The organism is Paenibacillus yanchengensis (assembly GCF_042684845.1).
GTDB classification, from domain to species: Bacteria; Bacillota; Bacilli; order Paenibacillales; family Paenibacillaceae; genus Pristimantibacillus; species Pristimantibacillus yanchengensis.
This window is the reverse complement of sequence record NZ_JBHUMH010000021.1, coordinates 67,475-86,188: the sequence shown is the minus strand read 5'-3', so window position 1 is coordinate 86,188 and position 18,714 is coordinate 67,475. Positions and strand designations below refer to the sequence as shown.

22 protein-coding genes and 1 riboswitch are annotated in these 18,714 nt (G+C 39.6%); of the genes, 4 read left to right on the top strand and 18 right to left on the bottom strand.

The annotated features are described in order from the left end of the window. Positions 1–172: 172 nt before the first annotated feature. The 4 genes from ACFSTH_RS10320 to hemE form a co-directional block, all read right to left on the bottom strand. Positions 173–991: a DUF92 domain-containing protein gene (locus ACFSTH_RS10320; RefSeq protein WP_377774338.1), complete on the bottom strand. Its 819-nt coding sequence runs from the start codon at positions 989–991 to the stop codon at positions 173–175. Positions 992–1,143: 152 nt separating this feature from the next. Beyond that, on the bottom strand, positions 1,144–2,559 hold the full coding sequence (locus ACFSTH_RS10315; RefSeq protein ID WP_377774340.1) for a CapA family protein: 1,416 nt from the start codon (positions 2,557–2,559) through the stop codon (positions 1,144–1,146). A gap of 145 nt (positions 2,560–2,704) precedes the next feature. Next, complete coding sequence (gene hemH / locus ACFSTH_RS10310; protein ID WP_377774500.1) at positions 2,705–3,628, bottom strand: ferrochelatase; 924 nt, start codon at positions 3,626–3,628, stop codon at positions 2,705–2,707. 8 nt (positions 3,629–3,636) lie between these two features. After that, a complete protein-coding gene (gene hemE / locus ACFSTH_RS10305) occupies positions 3,637–4,698 on the bottom strand; it encodes a uroporphyrinogen decarboxylase (protein ID WP_377774342.1) in 1,062 nt (353 codons plus the stop codon). 152 nt (positions 4,699–4,850) lie between these two features. On the opposite strand from hemE, the gene ACFSTH_RS10300 reads away from it, so the two are divergent. After that, positions 4,851–6,098 carry an MFS transporter gene (locus ACFSTH_RS10300; RefSeq protein ID WP_377774344.1) on the top strand — a complete coding sequence of 416 codons (1,248 nt, stop codon included), beginning with the start codon at positions 4,851–4,853 and terminating at the stop codon, positions 6,096–6,098. 104 nt (positions 6,099–6,202) lie between these two features. On the opposite strand, the gene ACFSTH_RS10295 is transcribed toward ACFSTH_RS10300, so the two are convergent. Continuing rightward, on the bottom strand, positions 6,203–6,706 hold the full coding sequence (locus ACFSTH_RS10295) for a pyridoxamine 5'-phosphate oxidase family protein (RefSeq protein WP_377774346.1): 504 nt from the start codon (positions 6,704–6,706) through the stop codon (positions 6,203–6,205). 61 nt (positions 6,707–6,767) lie between these two features. Continuing rightward, entirely contained in the window at positions 6,768–7,445 is a 678-nt protein-coding gene (locus ACFSTH_RS10290; RefSeq protein WP_377774348.1) for an O-methyltransferase, read from the bottom strand. A gap of 92 nt (positions 7,446–7,537) precedes the next feature. Between ACFSTH_RS10290 and ACFSTH_RS10285 the strand changes: the two genes are divergently transcribed. After that, complete coding sequence (locus ACFSTH_RS10285; RefSeq protein ID WP_377774502.1) at positions 7,538–8,671, top strand: THUMP domain-containing class I SAM-dependent RNA methyltransferase; 1,134 nt, start codon at positions 7,538–7,540, stop codon at positions 8,669–8,671. Positions 8,672–8,732: 61 nt separating this feature from the next. Further along, complete coding sequence (locus tag ACFSTH_RS10280; RefSeq protein ID WP_377774350.1) at positions 8,733–9,080, top strand: hypothetical protein; 348 nt, start codon at positions 8,733–8,735, stop codon at positions 9,078–9,080. A 409-nt stretch (positions 9,081–9,489) separates the two neighbouring features. On the opposite strand, the gene ACFSTH_RS10275 is transcribed toward ACFSTH_RS10280, so the two are convergent. The 7 genes from ACFSTH_RS10275 to ACFSTH_RS10245 all read right to left on the bottom strand — a co-directional run bounded on the left by ACFSTH_RS10275 (position 9,490) and on the right by ACFSTH_RS10245 (position 14,918). Beyond that, positions 9,490–10,917, bottom strand: coding sequence for a PDZ domain-containing protein (locus ACFSTH_RS10275; protein ID WP_377774352.1), 1,428 nt, complete (start codon positions 10,915–10,917; stop codon positions 9,490–9,492). 26 nt (positions 10,918–10,943) lie between these two features. Further along, complete coding sequence (locus tag ACFSTH_RS10270; protein ID WP_377774354.1) at positions 10,944–11,192, bottom strand: hypothetical protein; 249 nt, start codon at positions 11,190–11,192, stop codon at positions 10,944–10,946. Between the two features lie 125 nt (positions 11,193–11,317). Next, a complete protein-coding gene (locus ACFSTH_RS10265) occupies positions 11,318–12,205 on the bottom strand; it encodes a M14 family metallopeptidase (protein ID WP_377774356.1) in 888 nt (295 codons plus the stop codon). A 128-nt stretch (positions 12,206–12,333) separates the two neighbouring features. Continuing rightward, the gene (racE, locus tag ACFSTH_RS10260) at positions 12,334–13,143 is read right to left on the bottom strand and encodes a glutamate racemase (RefSeq protein ID WP_377774358.1); all 810 of its coding nucleotides are present in this window, start codon (positions 13,141–13,143) and stop codon (positions 12,334–12,336) included. A 175-nt stretch (positions 13,144–13,318) separates the two neighbouring features. After that, positions 13,319–13,921: a DUF948 domain-containing protein gene (locus ACFSTH_RS10255; RefSeq protein WP_377774360.1), complete on the bottom strand. Its 603-nt coding sequence runs from the start codon at positions 13,919–13,921 to the stop codon at positions 13,319–13,321. Between the two features lie 121 nt (positions 13,922–14,042). Further along, a complete protein-coding gene (locus ACFSTH_RS10250) occupies positions 14,043–14,462 on the bottom strand; it encodes a DUF86 domain-containing protein (protein WP_377774362.1) in 420 nt (139 codons plus the stop codon). Positions 14,463–14,630: 168 nt separating this feature from the next. Continuing rightward, positions 14,631–14,918, bottom strand: a complete 288-nt coding sequence (locus ACFSTH_RS10245; protein WP_377774364.1) for a Dabb family protein — start codon at positions 14,916–14,918, stop codon at positions 14,631–14,633. Between the two features lie 99 nt (positions 14,919–15,017). Here ACFSTH_RS10245 and ACFSTH_RS10240 point away from each other — a divergent pair, with 99 nt between their 5' ends. Beyond that, positions 15,018–15,272 carry a hypothetical protein gene (locus ACFSTH_RS10240; RefSeq protein WP_377774366.1) on the top strand — a complete coding sequence of 85 codons (255 nt, stop codon included), beginning with the start codon at positions 15,018–15,020 and terminating at the stop codon, positions 15,270–15,272. A 97-nt stretch (positions 15,273–15,369) separates the two neighbouring features. On the opposite strand, the gene ACFSTH_RS10235 is transcribed toward ACFSTH_RS10240, so the two are convergent. Genes ACFSTH_RS10235 through queC form a run of 5 tightly spaced genes read right to left on the bottom strand, consistent with a single transcriptional unit; the run spans position 15,370 to position 18,414 of the window. After that, positions 15,370–15,924: a DUF1273 domain-containing protein gene (locus tag ACFSTH_RS10235; RefSeq protein ID WP_377774368.1), complete on the bottom strand. Its 555-nt coding sequence runs from the start codon at positions 15,922–15,924 to the stop codon at positions 15,370–15,372. Positions 15,925–15,966: 42 nt separating this feature from the next. After that, a complete protein-coding gene (gene queF, locus ACFSTH_RS10230; protein WP_377774370.1) occupies positions 15,967–16,470 on the bottom strand; it encodes a preQ(1) synthase in 504 nt (167 codons plus the stop codon). A gap of 46 nt (positions 16,471–16,516) precedes the next feature. Then, a complete protein-coding gene (queE, locus tag ACFSTH_RS10225) occupies positions 16,517–17,251 on the bottom strand; it encodes a 7-carboxy-7-deazaguanine synthase QueE (RefSeq protein ID WP_377774372.1) in 735 nt (244 codons plus the stop codon). Then, positions 17,248–17,706 carry a 6-carboxytetrahydropterin synthase QueD gene (queD, locus tag ACFSTH_RS10220; protein ID WP_377774374.1) on the bottom strand — a complete coding sequence of 153 codons (459 nt, stop codon included), beginning with the start codon at positions 17,704–17,706 and terminating at the stop codon, positions 17,248–17,250. The genes queE and queD overlap by 4 nt, the downstream gene beginning before the upstream one ends. Further along, positions 17,707–18,414, bottom strand: a complete 708-nt coding sequence (gene queC / locus ACFSTH_RS10215; protein ID WP_377774376.1) for a 7-cyano-7-deazaguanine synthase QueC — start codon at positions 18,412–18,414, stop codon at positions 17,707–17,709. It abuts the gene before it with no gap. 130 nt (positions 18,415–18,544) lie between these two features. Next, positions 18,545–18,588, bottom strand: a riboswitch (PreQ1 riboswitch). Between the last annotated feature and the right edge of the window lie 126 nt (positions 18,589–18,714).

Here is an 18,714-nt window from a genome sequence, read left to right as displayed (position 1 = left end):
ACTTTCTACTGTTGCGTCATGCCATCTGCACAATCACTTGGATGATGTAACACAACAAGCATCGCACCCATAGCAAAGTCAAAGGGCGTTCAAAGTCAGTTTTCATTGACTATAAACGCCCACTACTTGTTTGTGTACTTTTTCTAACACTCTAAACAGATAAACTATGTTTTTATCCAAGCCATAGTCCAGCAGCTACAACAAGCAAACACGCCGCCACCAAAGATGAAATCATGTTGACACGATCGTTATTCATAAAGTTGAATCCTCTTATCCGAACAGTAGTTAACTGGCAATGAGATGTTCGTTCTGTTTCGGTATGACACTTTGGACAACGATACATGGCTTGCACTGTAGCACCTAGATAAGAATCGACCATAGCTCCAATAAACCCTGCCAAAGCTGCAAATATAACTAGCCAAATCGATGGTAGCCAAATGTAAGCTACTACTGCAATAAAAGCTGCTCCGGAAAATGCTGCAACGCTTCCTAATATAGTAATTCCTCCGCTTGTACCCGGCTCCACTCGTTTACCAGTAACGATAGATCGCGGTTTGGAACGGCTTAATGCTCCAAGCTCTGTCGCCCAAGTATCGGCAGTAACTGCCGCCATCACCCCGATATAACCATATAACCAAAAAGGATGTGACCAAATCGCAGCTAGTATGCAAAAGATTAATCCTATACCGCCATTCGCCCAAACTTGTCCCGCATCTCGTCTACCTGTTTTTTCATACTTTTGTTCAGCAGCTGCTTTCGTACGATTCTTTTTTTTCCACACCGACCAAAACGATGAACTTATGAAAAAGGAAAGTAGTAAAGCAATCCAGATCGGCTCACCGAACAGTACAAAACTAGCTCCCATCACAAACGCTGCCCATGCTCCAGATATAGAAAGCGCTCGAATACGATATGCCGCCGCAGCAGCAAGACCGCCACCGACAACTCCAAACAACAATCGTATCCACCATTCGTCTATTACGCCAACCATGATGACACCTCTTTATATCAGTCTAACTACATTACTTGCGATAATTTTCAAGCAATCATTTCGATAGTTTCGATAGTTTCGATCATTTCGAACTCTTACTCATTTCGCTACTTTTGACCATTTTCTACCTTCGATCATTTCCATCATTTCGATCACTTCGATTTTTTCATAATTTTACCATTCGAATCGACTTTTGCATTTACAGAAATACTTTGTAGTTTTTCAAATAGTTGTTGTGCCATTTCTTCTTCCATAGGGACGGGCTGCGCCATCTTAACTTCCATCGGATGGAATTGTAGTTGACAATCTCCTGCTTTACTGCAAACTGCATCTAATACACCTGTTTCTGCTTCTGCGTCCTTCGGATATGAGGAGAAAATAAAATTGCCCAAGCTATAAGCGATCCACTTTCCTTTGTACTCTTCAAAACCTTGCAAAATATGAGGGTGATGACCAATGACTAAATCTGCACCAGCATCGATATAGGCTTTCCCCAAAGAAAGCTGTTTATCGCTCAATGTGGTCACTCGTTCTTCTCCCCAATGAATAAGTACAACAACGACATCCGCTGCCTGCTTGGCGTCTTCTACCGCTTGTGTCGCCCGTTCAACATCATATGTCTCGGCAATACCTGCTCGATTATCTGTTACTTTAAATTCTGCGTAAGGAATGACGTGGCTTAGAGAAACAAAGGCTATAGAAACACCGTTCACTTCTTTAATAACTGGTTTATATGCTTCCGTACTATTATTACCTGTACCAGCATGAGCAAGTCCCGCTTTGTCCAAATGAGCTATCGTATCGAGCAAACCTTCTTTACCTTGGTCATATGCATGATTATTAGCTAAACTCACCATATCAAATCCGGCATCCAACAACGGCTGAATGACATTCGGCGAGCCTTTATATACGTACTTTTGATCTATTGGCTTACCTGCTTTTGTAATTGGCATCTCCAAATTTCCAACCGTAATATCAGGCTCACTCAAATAAAGTAATGCTGGTTCAAATAAGTAATCATAACCATATTGATCTACAATTGGCTGGATATAATCAGAAATTAATATATCACCAACGAATGCCATCCCTACCGTTCCAGCTTCGTTTCCATTTTTACCATCTACAGTAGCAGTATCATCAACATTTTTCCCATTTACAGCAGTAGTATCAACACTATTTTTACCATTTACAGTTGGAGTGTTATCATCTTTTTCCGCATCTACAACATCATTCGGTAATTGTTCAGACGCATCCGTTGTTTGTTCGTCATCCCCATTTTTTCCGTTTGTTTCGCTATTTTCCTCTGAGACCGTCTTTCCTTCTTCTTTGTCTCCACTTTCAGCAATTTCAACATCGTCTTCAAGTAACTCCTTAGTCTGCGTTTCTTCTTGTTGTTGCTCACTAATTAATTTTACTGGACTAAAGACACCTGTTTTCCACATAGCAAATCCGATAATAAATAAACTACACACAATAATGGCATTGAATATAATAATACTTTTCTTGCTGTTTTCGGCCTGTTGTTTATGTACTTTTTTTGGTTTATGACGTTCTGATCTAGGTTCCATTTATTCCTCCATTTCTCTCCATACAAAAAAAGAGAATCTAGTTATTGTACTATGTACAATCAGACTCTCTCATTATACCTACTATTCGCTAAAATGCGAAGATGTTTGTATCAAATTTTGCCACTATTTCCCGTTTATTCTTTCGTTATTTTAATTCCATCACTGATTCTGCTAAAGTTTCCATATAAAGCGGATCGCTATTTAGCATCGTAATTCGTTCTAATGTTATCCCCAATTTTTTAGCTTCTGCTTGTGCTTCGATATCAATATCGTACATTATTTCTAAATGATCAGAAACGAAACCAATTGGTGCTACTAATATAGCCGTTACACCTTCATCACGAAGTGTCGCCATCGTTTCTAACAAGTCAGGACCAAGCCATGGTTCGTGTGTTTGACCAGCACTTTGCCATGTGAACTGCCAATTTTTCACGTTTGCTGCTTGGGCAATTGCTTCTGACGATTGTAACAATTGTTGTTCATATGGATCATCAAGCTCTCTAATTCGAACTGGCAAACTATGTGCGCTAAACAGCACCATCGTTTTGTCCATTTCGGCACTGCGCTTTTCTAATCGCTCCACTCCTGCCACTACCCGCTCTGTTATTGCTTGAAGCCATTTGGGATGCATATGATACTGTTTTACACCGCTCATCGTAATACCTGCTTGCTCTGCTGCTACAGCTGCTCGTTCCAAGTAACTACCAATACTCATCGTAGAATAATGAGGGGCAAGTACGATAGCTACCGCTTCTGTAATACCTGCCTTTGCCATAGCAGCTACCCCATCTTCTATATAGGGACGTGCATGTTTAAGCCCTTGAAAGCATTGATAACGACCGGGGGCTAATTGCTCCAATTTATCTTGCAAACTTGCCACTTGAAGATTCGTATGTTCACGAAGCGGAAACACACCACCGACAATTGCTTCATAGCGCATCGTTAAATCATTCAATTGCTCGTCTGACGGCTTTCTTCCTCGTCTAATGTGCGTATAGTAAGTTTCGATATCATCTAATGATTCCGGTGTGCCATAAGACATCACTAGTACACCGATTTTTCCTTGCATGGCTGTCATCACGACTTGCCCCCTTGCGCTTTAGCAATCGCTTTTTCTGAATATTCATGAACAAAAGCAGTTAATTCCGCCAACTTTTCTAAAGACGCTTCCGGAAATAAGCCATGTCCCAAGTTGAATATATGTCCAGGCTGCTCTATTCCTTGATCAATAATTTCTGCCGCATAATGTTTAATCATTTTCATTGGAGCTGTTAACAGTGTAGGATCTAAATTACCTTGTACAGCAAACTTGTCTCCTAATCGCTTTCGACCTTCCGCTATAGAAATGCGCCAGTCTAACCCAATAACATCTGCTTTCACATTGGAAAGATGCGGTAACAGTTCAGCTGAACTAACACCCGGAAAATATATTTTTGGCTGTGGTAAATCTGACAATTCGGAAAAAATACGTTCAATGGTCGGTAACACATATTGTTTAAAATCTGCCGGAGATAATGCGCCCGCCCAACTATCAAATATTTGAAATGCTTTTCCACCATTCGCAATATGCGCGCGTGTATATGTAATAACCATATCACCAAGCTTGTCCATCAATTTATGCCAAACTGCTGGTTCATTATACATAAGTGCTTTCGTTCGCAAATAATTTTTCGATGGTCTACCCTCTATTAAATAACTAGCAATTGTAAACGGTGCACCCGCAAATGTAATTAAAGGAACCTGTAATTCTTTATCTAATATGCGAATAGTTTCTAACACATGTCCTAGATCACCTTCAACATCTATCGGACGTAAGCGATCAATATCCGCAACAGTTCGGAGAGGTTGATCAATAACTGGACCAATACCAGCTACAATATCAAAATCAACACCGATCGAAGCAACCGGATTCATAATGTCAGAATACAGAATAGCTGCATCCACATTTAACTTTTTAATCGGCATCATCGTAACTTCTGCCGCCAGCTCAGGCTGTTGACAAATTTCTAGTAACGAGTACTTTTCTTTAATTTTACGATAATCCGGATCATACCGCCCTGCTTGTCGCATATACCAAACTGGCAAACGGTCTACTTGTTCTTTGCGACAAGCACGCAGAAAACGATCATTATAAGTCATTACTGCTCCTCATTTCTATGTATGATAGATGTTACATATTAGTCTAGTATTCATTATGCCCCTTTTCTAGCACACTAACAACCGTCCCGCTTGATTTCCTATGACAATAGTTTGACAATCATGATTTTTACAAAATGTGTTATACTATAACTATGGAACAATGGAGAAAAAATCTGATCGTACTTTGGTTTGGCCAGTTTTTAGTGATGGCAGGCATGACGATGATCATCCCGTTTATGCCGCTTTATTTGCAATATGATTTAGGAATGACCGATACAGAGCAAGTGGCACTTTGGGCGGGTATCATTTTTGCCGGAAACTTTGTTACTGCATTTATTTTCCAGCCTATATGGGGGAAATATGCCGACCGTTACGGGCGAAAGCTTATGATTATCCGTTCCGGATTTGGAATGGCTATCGTCATATTTTTAATGGGTTTTGCTACTGCACCATGGCATTTGCTCGTACTTCGGTTGCTGAATGGAACAATTTCCGGTTTCAATCCAGCTTCAATCGCACTCATTTCAGCTACTACACCCAAAGACAAAATCGGTTTTGCCATGGGTTCCGTTCAATCCGGCGCAATCGCAGGAACGATATTGGGACCTTTAATCGGTGGCGTACTAGCAGACATGGTTGGATTTAGACCAATCTTTTATTTGACCGGTGCTTTACTACTCGCTGCTACGTTGTTAGCGTTATTCGTCGTCAAAGAAGATTTTGACCGGAAACAAGCTGCCAATTCTAAATCAGAATCAGTAATCGATGGGTTAAAAGAACTTAGCCGTATCCCACAACTACTTGCTTTGTTTGGCGTTACTTTACTGATTCAATTTGCAAATATGAGCCCGATGTCGTTAATCCCTTTATTCGTGCAAGAATTACATCATTCCGCCACCAATATAGCCTTCTGGGCTGGATTTGTTGGTTCGGCAACGGGATTATCTAATCTAATTGCTTCACCGGTGCTCGGACGATTAAGTGATCGGATCGGTGCCGAAAGAATACTGGCTGTATCGCTACTCGGAGCAGCTCTTGCGTTTATCCCACAAGCTTATGCCGGGACCGTCGGGCAATTGTTAATTGCACGTTTTGGGCTAGGATTATTTTTGGGTGGGCTAATTCCAACTGTAAATACACTCATCCGCAAGTATACACCTGATGGTATGGAAAGCCGCGCGTACAGTTTTAACAGTAGCACCCTCGCACTTGGAAACATGATTGCTCCTATTGCAGGTGGTGCTGTATCAGGCTCCATCGGAATAAGAGGGCTATTCCTTATATCTTCGGTACTCATGTTATTAAATGGTGTTTGGGTATGGTATACATTACTACGAGGCAAACGGCATTTACAGCAGCCTAAAAAACAGCCAGAAAATAATCAATCTCGTGGATCATAAAGCAAAGCATAGTCTACTTACTATTTATTTTTCATCATAATATGGATTTTCCACATAACAAAATGACGTAACTCACTATGTTACGCCATTTTGTTGCATTACGTTTAGTTATTTTTCTCCAAGTGCACTACTTCGTTTAGATGAGCATTATCTTCCTTATCCCCTGTTATCGTATGGAACAATTGTTTTACTAATTTCCGGATGTTTCCCATTTCCCAATATTCTGCTGTTTCTGCATGTACTTTAATTAATATTAAATTAGGATCATCATTTGTCGTTTGCAACATTTTCTCGTACGCTGCATTCCAAAATTGTGCTATCTTCGCTCGATCATTGACTATTTCTGCTGTCCCTCGTATAGATACATAGGATTTGCCAACATAGTTGACATTGACATGCGGATTTTGCTTAAGTTCATCATATTTATCCGTATCTTTCATTGTAATAAACCAAAGATCACCGTCAAATTCAACGGCTTGTGTTTGCATTGGTCGAGATACTAGCCCTTGCGCAGACACTGTAGTTAACATGGCAACGTCAATGCCTTTAATCAATTTTCTAACTGTCGCCAACGCTTCTTCATCTGTTGTTACTTGTTGATGAGTCATATGCTTCCCTCACTTTGTATAGTTTCCAATATCGTTTACTAGTGAAGGGCATCATATACATCTATTTTTTGACGATTGCGATAGTAAGTCCATCATATCCCGGCAAACTGGTGCTTAACAGTCGTGGATCAGATGCTATACGCTCGTTGAATTGTCGCATCGCCTGTACTGCTGGTCCTTGCTTAGACTCATCCAGTACTCTTCCCCGTAAAAAAATATTATCAGCTACAATTATCGCACCGGGACGAGCTAATTTTAATGCAACATCCAAATAAAACGGATATCCTTCTTTGTCCGCATCAATAAAGAAAAAGTCGAATTGCTCATCTTCCAGCAATAACTGCTGTAAACTATCTCTAGCATCCCCCACCATATAAGTTACTTGCTGATCAAAACCAGTTAAAGACATATGACGAGATGCTAAATCAGCATTTGTTTGGTGCAGCTCAAGCGACACTAACTGACCACTTGTCGAGGTAAAACCGCGCGCTAAACAAATGCCACTATATCCACCTAACGCCCCAATTTCCAATACACGCTGCGCATTATTTAACTGTACTAACATCGTTAATAAGCGACCATAACCAATGGGCACTGATATATCTCGCAAACCAGCAGCTACAATTCCCGCTCGTACCATTTTTAATTGCTCGTCCTCTTTATATAATTGCGCTATGTATAATTCTTCTCTCTCTTGTTGTTCCAATTCATCCACCCCGCTGCATTTAATATTTAACATTTGTACAAATGCGTACATTCTAATATACTTAATTGTAAGTTTTTATAACAACGATAACAACTTATTTTAATAATAGAAGCGAGTGAATGCAAATGACGCAACTACAACTAATTGCAACTGCACCGATGGGGCTTGAAGCAGTTGTCGCTAGAGAGTTACAACAACTAGGTTATACTGAACAACGGGTCGAAAATGGACGAGTACATTTCAAAGGAACCTTTATCGATATTTGTCGTGCCAACCTATGGCTCCGTTCTGCTGGACGAGTATTAATTAATATGGGACAATTTCCTGCTACCACTTTTGAACAATTGTTTGAAGGGGTTAAAGCGATGGACTGGCCAATGTGGATTCCAGAAGATGGAGAGTTTCCAGTTAACGGTCGTTCCCAAAAATCACAACTATCCAGTGTACCAGCCTGCCAAAGTATTGTAAAAAAAGCAATTGTCGAGAAATTAAAAGAACATTATCACACCGATTGGTTTAGCGAAGATGGCGCACGTTTTGTAATTGAAGTATCACTATTACATGATGAAGCGTTAATTACGATTGATACATCTGGATTTGGATTACATAAACGGGGATATCGTACGCATGCTACCATTGCTCCATTACGTGAAACGATGGCAGCAGCCATTGTACAGCTAAGCCGTTGGCAGCCTGATCGACCGCTATACGATCCTTTTTGTGGCTCTGGCACTATATTGATCGAAGCTGCAATGATCGCCTGGAATATCGCTCCTGGATTACGCCGTGAATTCGATAGCGAAATATGGCCTATCATTTCTGCTGATTTATGGAATAAGGCACGTGAAGAAGCTTACGATGCGGTGGATGATTCCATTCCATTGCAAATCTCTGGATCAGACATCGATCCGCACGCCATAGATGTTGCCCAAGCAGCGGTTAGCAAAGCCGGCTTGAACAAAGAAATCTCATTAAAAGCTCTATCTGTCTCCAAAGCAAAACCAGAAGGAGATTACGGTGTTATTATTACCAACCCACCTTATGGTGAGCGACTTGGCGATGAGCAAGAAGCCGAATTAGCTATACGAGACTTCGGAAGAACGGTGCTTTATTATCCTAATTGGTCTTACTTTGTATTCAGCCCTTCCAAATCTATTGAGACATATATGGGCAAGCCTGCAAATAAAAAAAGAAAACTATACAATGGTCGAATTCAATGTGACTTGTACCAGTTCTTTGGACCACTTCCACCTCGTTAAAAATAATAACAATTAATTATCGTCTCCTTGCATATGTTGTACAAAGGAGGCGATTTTTTTTATGGAGCAACAACTTGAGCGCTATCATGCCATCAAAATGCAGCAAAAAGAACTTGATTCAGAATTACAGCAATTACGAACAGAAATATTAGCATACTGTGAACAGCAACAAGTAAGTGAATATAATAGTGGTGCTTACAAAGCAAAAGTAGTCACACAAACAAAAAAAGAATATGACGAACAAAAATTGTATGCTGCCTTACCCGATGAAGCGCTTTGGCGAATGATTTCAAAACCGGATAACAGTAAAATAAGCTCACTTATTACACTTGGTGTACTGAATGAACCGATGCTTCAGCATACGCTAAACACGAAACAAACGACGTTATTGTATGTGGATAAACTATAACCGTTAACCAACACTAGAACGTGTCTGAAAACTGATCACATTTTCTATTCAAAAATGGAATACATGTATATGAGTGTGAAAAGTAGATCTTAAGGTGGTTTTTTGCTTTTCCAAGTGTTATAACCATTGACTCTCGGTCGTTCGGACGTAGCTTTTATCGCATGAGGTCTTAAAGTCTAATGTGAACATTTGTATAGGGGAGTACAGTAGAGGTTTATACGATAATACGTACAAACATTCAAATAAGTACTGGAGGAGTTCAGGTTTATACGAAAAAACGTACAAGTTTACCGCTTCATTCATTGATCTGAAACATGACCTAGTAATAGTAACAAGTGGCTACGAATAATTGATACGCCAGTCATTTTCTCCATTCATAACATAAAATTATTTAGTTTTCAGATACGTTCTAATAGGTTGTACCTCTATGCTCCGCTTCTTGCGCCAGCCATTGCAATATATCATCGATTGTTTGGACAGCGACAACTTGCAATTGCGGAGCTGCTTTTTTCGCTACTTCTGCACCAGCTAGCGGTACAAAAAACACTTCTGCGTTCGTCCGACTGACCGCATATGCCTTCTGTCTTATTCCCCCGACCATTCCGATAGAACCATCCTGCTCAATCGTTCCTGTACCTGCTACTTTTATTTGCTGAATTATCCCGCCAGAGGTTAACTGATCAATTAGCGCTAACGTTAACATTGCCCCATGCGATGGACCACCAATATGGGCAATGTAATCGGTATATTCCACATGCTTAGTAACATCGTATTCGTAAGCAGTGTCAATCGCTATCCCAATAACAGCTTTTGCCGGTTCATCACTAGCAGCGGTTGCACGGATAGCTACCGTTTCGATCTGCTCCCCATCTCTTTGTACCGTCAGTTGAATCGTTTGTTCCGGTTGTATCTGTTGCATTTGTAAAAATAAATCAGAGATGGTCATGATCGGTTCATCGTTAATCGCGACAATAATATCTCCAGCTCGCAATACACCATCAGCGGGACTATTCCATTCTATTGCCACGACATGAACGCCAAGAGGTGTCACCCCTTGTCCTTCGCCTACATATTTAAGTGCAATTGCCGCTGCTAATTGATCGGTTGTTTGTTTCATTTCGATCACTTCAGCAAACTGCTCCGTAATCGGAGGCTCACTTGCTGGTCTTTTGTACCATTCATACGCTGGTAATAGCCGCGCTGTCACATAATCAAGTAAAACAGCAGGACGATCGAACACAAGTACACCATCGATAGTTCCACTTGCCGTTCCACCTTCTATTTTTGCATAACTATTCATATCAATCGTAAATCCCGGATATATAACATTGAATGGAACAGGAATAGCGACTATTGAAAATACCGCAAAAGTAACCCCTAATTGTGTGAGACGACGGGTTTTCATTCGCTTTGCTGCCGAAAATGTAAGCACTACCAATTCTATCGCTACGAGCGCACAAACAATCAGTAATAGTAACCACACCAAATAATTAGAGTAATACTGTACTGCAATACAAATTAACGCTATAAACGCAAAAGTGATAATGACAAGCAGCCGTATATTTTGAAATAATTTCTGCTGCTTTGCATGATACAGCTGGTACACTGCCGCTACGATCCAACACGCTGGAATAAGTACTAAACTATAATAAAGTTGATCAACCCACACAATGAAATAGTGTGATGACGTCTGGATGTACGGGGCAGGCAACCATAAATATTCCACAAATAATATAGCTGCAACGATAATTAAAAAACCTGAAAGATAACTATAATAGGCAAAAGACTTTGCTTTTATCGCTTCCTCATGCTGTGTAGTTACATGCCCTACTGCCATCTCACTACTTCACTCCTTGATTACAACTAATCCGTTTTTTTATTCAAAAATTGATATTTCCTGCGCATCCGCTGTGCAAACCATTCCGCCAATGCCATCGTTACTGCGATATCATCCACCGGCAGCCCTGGCAATATATCTGGTAATATCCAATATAATAATACTGGTATAGTAAAAATAAGCTTGTCCAACAATGCAACTTCCTTACTTTTCATCACTTGAAAAATAAGGAGTAGCGTACTTTTCCAATGTCTTAACGATAATAGTTTACCCATTTGGCATCATCCTTCATTGCTACATATATAACTACATATATCACTAATCTAATCCTTAGATTAATCGAAGTATAACACAACTATTATCGCAAATCGATAGCAGCTGCTTCCACTATATTTCACTATTATAGAAGGATATATTCTAACAATAATGGTTGTATTTTCGCATAAATTTGTTCAAAGTGTTCAAACGGCAACGGCGTTCTGCCATATCCCGCTTCGATCGTAAATCCGGGTTTGCGATACTGTTTAATAAACCAATCTTTGTATCCTGCGTCGCTTCCAGTTAATTTAATTGCTTTATACCCACTAACCCTTTTTAATCTTGCTGCAATATGTTGTGCTTCTGGTGGTTCATAATTACGATAATTCCAATAAATCTCTTCACCTTGCGTATGAAGTGCTGCCACCTGCTTAAATCTTAATGTCTCTGTAAATTGCGCCATAGCAGCTGCTTCTGGTTCACTTAGTGGATACGGTCCGGGATAGTCACTAGCAGCTGGTTCAAACACACCTCTGCGAGCACACTCTTCATCCCAATACGCCGGAAACTGATCATTTAGATCAACACCACGAATGTTCGATTTCCAATTTGAAAAATCCGCAGAACCGCCATTATTATGAACGAGTTGATGATACATCGGATGACTTTCATGAATACCACACTGCACAAGCTCCGCTCCATCTGGATTCACCATAGGAACTGCCCATACCGTCACTTCTTCACGCAAATAAGCTACTTGATGATCTTCCAGCCCCCATACATCAATACCTCCGTAAGTAGCGCTCAGCTCATTCATAAATCGCATAAGCAATGCAGATGTTATCCATTCATTCCCATGGAAAGCAGCATTAATATGTATTTTTTGCTCTCCTTCTCCGCAACGCAATGCAAGCAACGGCTTCCCCATGACGCTATGACCAATAACGTGTGCCGTAACAAACGGATACTGATAAGATAACTGACTACAACTAGCCGCTACATCTTCATTTAAAAATAATGTTTCCTGCACTTTTCTCCCACCTCTCTTCCCTCCTCCCTAATTTATGAAAGTAACAAGTTGTCCTATACACAGTATTTTTTCAACAAAAAAACGACTACACACCATAAGAAGGAATGAGTCGTTTCGCAGTAATTTCATTAACTTATATTAGGCACTTGCCATATAACTGGAGTCAGTTCAATTTGTTCGCCCAACCATTGTTGCGCAATGAATTTAAACATTTTCGGATCTCCACTACAAAAGAAGTGATGGACAGGTATGTGTTCGCTTTTAGCTAGTTTTTGTTGATCTTGCAAAATAGCACTTACTTCGCGTGCAGTTTCTTCCGCTGAGTTAATCAGATTAACCTCTTCGCCCATTACTTCCGAAATCGTTTCGGATAAATAAGGATAATGAGTACAGCCCAAAATTAAACAATCAATCGGATAACTTCTCATATGCTCGATAGCGCTACGCACTACTTCGTAAGTTTCTACAGATCGAAAATTACCTTTTTCAACTAAAGGAACGAATTGTGGACACGCTTCACTAACGACTTGCACATGTGGTGATAATAATCTTAGCGCATCTTCATACGCTCTACTTTTAATCGTACCTTCTGTGCCTATAACACCAACACATCCCGTTTTCGTTCTTCCTATTGCTGCCCGAGCACCGGGATTAATAACACCTACGACAGGTATATCTACTCGAGCACGGATATCAAGCAACGAAACAGCAGTTGCTGTATTACATGCGATGACGATCATTTTGGGATCATACTGTACTAAATAATCTACAACTTCTCTAGTAAACTGTCTAACTTCTTCCGGAGTTCGTGGGCCGTATGGTGCTCTTGCCGTATCTCCAAAATAAATTACTTTTTCTCTTGGTAATTGCCGCAGTACTTCCTTAACAACTGTGAGGCCGCCTACGCCGGAATCCAGTATCGCTATCGGTTGTTGCACAAGCACACCGCTTTCTTAAACGTAATATTATTTCTTAAACATTTCACTATATAATCTATGATTAATATTGGTAAAACGTAACTTCATCTTATCGTATATAACGTCTTGTTTCAACAGCTTTACAATGAATTTCAAAAGACGTTTGCATTCCTTTCGACAATTATCGCAACTGATCTCAATGTTGTTTGTCTAACTCTACTTGTTCACTTTCGGTCTCTTGCCCTTCCAAATCAACACCAGCTTGCCTGATCCGATTATTTTGCCACAGTTGCCATGCTAGTACAGCTATTTCTGCCCATTGCAGTGATTCATCAATATGCTTTTGTTTCTTGTGAGAAGTAAGTTCGACATATCGACTAGTCGTTGTTGATAATAACTCCGATAAGTAATTGGCAGCTTTCGTCATCTGCTGTACAGCATCAGTCGTTTGCTCAGCAGCAGTAAAAATCTTTTTACTACTTTTTAACTGTTCATTAATTCTATCTACTGCTTCTTTCGTTGGTTGCAATATTAATTCAATCTCCGCTTGCGTTGCTTGTACCTGCATCCCTAACCCTGCTACCGTTTGTTGAATTTTTATCCAATGCTTTAGAGCGATATGCAAAATAGTCAGTAAGCCAATCGTTAGTACGATGAATGTCAGCGCAATAATAATAAGACTCCCTTGCTCCATTATTATCTCACTTCCTTTACCATTTTGTTCGGCCAATCGACTATTTTTCCATAGCCAAACGCCCAGTTTAATATTAGTATAAGCACATAACACTTGTCTTGACACTAAAAGTTATCATCCAGCTCGCTTCCATTTTTGAAACACAAAAAAGCAGTTAACCGATAAGTTATCAGTTGACTGCTCGAGCCAAACAAGCTTTATTATTTACTACTGTATGCTGACTTTACTAAAGTTCACGTTCTATGTACTGCTCTACAGCTTGTTTAAACTGCAACAATATTTCTGGTAATCGGTCCGAGAGCGGATGTAACTCCGCTCGTGGCCATGCAAAGTATTGCTGTACTAAAGGTTTTCGAAGTAGTACCAATTCCATTAATCCATCATGTATTGCTTCCGGATATACGCCTTCTTCTCCAATAATATCTACAATGTCTTCATAGCTACTAGCATCGCGCATAATAAAGCCATCAATTATATAATTACCAACATCGGTTACAATTTCTGCCGCCAAATGAAGTGCCCGCTCCTGCGCGAAACTTTGTAATGTATCGCCTTGCCAATTAGTAGTAAGCTGCTTCAACACTGTAACAATATTTTCCACCATAGCTAGTCGAACAGCTATTTGCTCCACATTAACAAAATACATAACATACGCTCCTGCTCTAATTATCTTTTTGTTTTTTTCTTGCTTTTCGTTTCAATGCTGCCACCATAATTATACTACCAAATATAATAACTAATAAATAAGTGAGCATTTCATACACATCACGCATGGTAAACACTTCCTCTCGAACCTGGATAACCTGAAAACTACCTACAGCTCATAATCCACACTTATGGATGATTCTCGTACTTGCTGCATATGTTTAATCACTTCTTGGTGCACCGGATGAACTTGATACTTGTCCATATCCGCCATTGAATCAAATTTCGTAATTAATGCAATGTCATAGGAACGTTCAGAGTGCAATACATCTATCCCAACCTCGATATACTTCAACTCTTCAATTTTCCCTTCCATATTACGCAAAACCTGTGCTGTTTCTTCTACTTTGGCAGCGCTATTATCTTTTAGCTTAAATAGTACGATATGAGTTAACATGAATAGACCTCCTATTATTCGGATAAAATTACTCCTTTGGTCACATAATAACCTACATAGCAGTTATATCGCAAACATTTCTGCAAAGGAGCTATACTTATGCGTTATAAAGCCACTTTAATAACAACCCTTTTTGCTATTTTATTATGCGCCTTTAACTACACCGGTTATGATCCACACAACTTATTTTTTTTTATGTTTAGCATACCCGTTTGGCTTGTTAATCTTTTTGCCGATATTCACCAAGTAAGCGTATTGTTAATGTACATCCTCACTATTATAACATGGGCGTTACTCGGATTCGCTATTGACTTTTTAGTTGCCAAACAACGTAAACAACAATCGTCCAAGTAATGCAGCGAAAAAGACCACGTATGTATGGGATAGTATCGATAGTACATGTTACTAAACCTAATCATACGAATGGTCTTTTTCTATTGCGTCTATATTTTCAATCTATTTGTTGGTGACTATCTTCGATTAAACTTTGTACAGTGTCAAAACTAATAAGTAAAATCGGATAGTCTGTCGTATCCTGTTTTTGCTTGGCTTGCTGTAATGTATAGCGTGGACTAGCGACAGATGCTTCTTCATCGTAAAATAGTAACAATCCATCCGTTCGACGAAGTAATAATTGATCACGTGCTTTAAACTGCCATGGTCCTTCATAAGCACGATTACTTGTACTAGTGTAATAATCCGCTTGCGATATCATTTGTGCTAAAAACTGTTTTCTATCTTCTTTCCAATCCGCAGCATAATCGTTAAAAGCCGCAATAATGGCTACTTGCAAATGAGGATAGTCTACTTTCAGCTCATACGCTACTTCACACGCCCATAAATCAGTACCATATTGTCCACAAGTAATGATCCACTCTAGTCCATCATCCAGTAGTGAAAACAGGTGCTGCTTAATCGCTTGTTTTATATAGGGGATCGCTTGATGTTTATCATTGTAAATTTGTAATTCATGCGCGCGATAACCAGTAACCCATACACTTTTCATTGACGGACAACACCTCTTTCTTTTCCCATTACACGATAGATATTATCGATTATCAATTTTCTCGGGATATAAATCATGATTTTGCAAACGATAATCTGCCATTTGTTCAAATTTTGTCCCAGGTTGTCCATAGTTACAATACGGATCAATCGAAATTCCACCACGAGGCGTAAATTTACCCCACACTTCAATATAACGCGGTTGCATCAATGCAATTAAGTCATTCATAATAATGTTCATACAATCTTCATGAAAATCTCCATGATTACGAAAACTAAATAAATAAAGTTTTAATGATTTACTTTCCACCATTAGTTTATCAGGAATATAAGAAATATATATCGTAGCGAAATCTGGTTGCCCTGTCATCGGGCATAAACTTGTAAATTCTGGACAATTAAATTTAACGAAATAATCACGATTCGGATGTTTGTTTGGAAATGACTCTAATATTTCTGGTGCATAACTAAATGTATACGTCGTTCCTTGATTACCTAACAAAGTAATATTTTCTAACTCTTCCGCTGTTCTTCCTTCGGTATGCATAATCATCGCTTCCTTTGTATGAAATAAATAACTGCATTATTATCACTTAAACGCCTTGCTTATTTCCCCATAGCCATGTATGCAATTGTGGCAGAACATATACACCACGTAGCACATCATCATTCATCACTTGCTCAACGAGCCATTCGTATCGTTCTAATAAATACATTAACAATTGTTTCGTATCTTGTTCCTCTATGTGATCATTACCAACTTGAACATAAAACGGTACGTTGTCATATCTCTGATGAACTTGCTTCGCATACGTAAAATCTAACTCATCCATAATGACTACTTTCAAACAAAACTGACGGTTGTTTTCAGTCAATGTCGTTACTATTTCATCCAACACTTCCCAATCTGTCTCCATCGTTGAACTCGGTGGTTTCGGTGAAATAGTTAACTCATCAATTTCCAAAAACCACGGCTGATAACGACTGCCTTGCGTTTCTAACGCAACTGTCCATTGTTGTTCATGACATACTTGAATCAATGGCGTAAGCTGAGCAAGTAGTGCTGGATTGCCACCAGAAATCGTAACATGGTTAAACCGTTCGCCACCAAGCGAAATCAACTCATCGACGATTTGACTAGCTGTCATCATCCTAATTCGATCTTTTCCACTTCCATCCCATGTAAAAGCAGAATCGCACCACACACAGCGATAATCACATCCTGCCGTCCTTACAAACATCGTTTTGCGACCAATTACCATCCCTTCCCCTTGTACCGTCGGTCCAAATATTTCGAGAACAGGAAGCTTTTTTTCTTGTTCCCTCATACTTGTTCCTCCTGCTGCCAATTGAGCAATTTTTTCGGTCGATAAATACAGTAGCTACTAGGCGTTTCACGCAAATATATTTGCAAACATTGGGGTCGATGATGTAACGTGTCCAAATGTGCTTGGACAATATCATATATCGTTCTAGCAACGACTTCCGTTGTTGGAAAGTAAGCTGCATCTATATTATTAAAATATTTCGTTTGATCGTTCAGCATTTGATGATCAAATTGCTCATGGATTAGCTTTTTTAGAAAGGTAAAATTAATAAGGAATCCACTAGCGTCTAGTTCATTACCACCAATAGTCACATTAACAAAATACGTATGTCCATGTACTTGCTGGCACTTTCCAGCCTCTTGGTGCGGAATATAATGTGCAGCTGAAAAATGAAAATCTTTGTTTAATTCGTAAGTATATGGATGAGGTGGAATAGCATAAATCTGTTGTAACATTTAACTTGTCACCTCTTTTATTACCGCTGTAACGCCGTCATTCGTCTGCTTAGCCATTCGCATATGCAAATATTGCTGTAGACCGTTGTTGCGCAGCTTACATGCCGGACATTCGCCACAACCACTCGCCATAACACCGTTGTAACACGTTAATGTTTGATCACGCACATATTCAAACACTTCCAGCTCATCTGCTAATCGCCAAACGTCCGCTTTATTTAACCACATTAATGGAGTATCTATAACAAATGTTGTATCCATCGCTAAGTTTAACGTTACATTCAATGACTTAATAAATACATCGCGACAATCCGGATATCCGCTAAAATCCGTTTCACTTACACCAGTAACAATATGTCTAGCACCGATTTGTTTAGCCAGTACAGCAGCAAAACTAAAAAACAACATATTTCTTCCTTCTACAAAAGTGGAAGGGGGCTGATCTGAATGCTCTGTAATTGCGACATCTGATCTCGTTAACGCACTAGGTGCTAATTGATTTAATAAAGCTAAATCCAGTACGTGATGTTTTACATTACACTCAGCCGCAATAGCTGCCGCTACTTCCAACTCTGCTGCATGTCGTTGCCCATAATTAAAAGTCACTGCCTCTACTTCTTTAAACTGACGTATTGCCCAAAACAAACATGTCGTGCTATCTTGTCCACCACTAAAAACTACTAATGCTTTTTGCTCGTTCAACTTCATCACTTTCCTTCCTAAGATGGGAGGAGGTATCTACTTCACCGCTATATAAAACAATAACGGCGTGTAACTATCCTATCGAAGGATAGTTACACGCCGAACACAAAACAACGATGCCTAAAATAGACAAACGTATCGTTTAGTTTTTTATAGAGGGAGTTCGCGAACCTCTCCTGACTAATTAGCCAGACTTTTTATATAATTGTACCCCCGTACTATAACATACTCCTATATAAGCGTCTAGTTTGCAGCTGGAAGGCTCTTTATTTGCGTTACGCTAAAAATCCCGTATACTAGAGTATA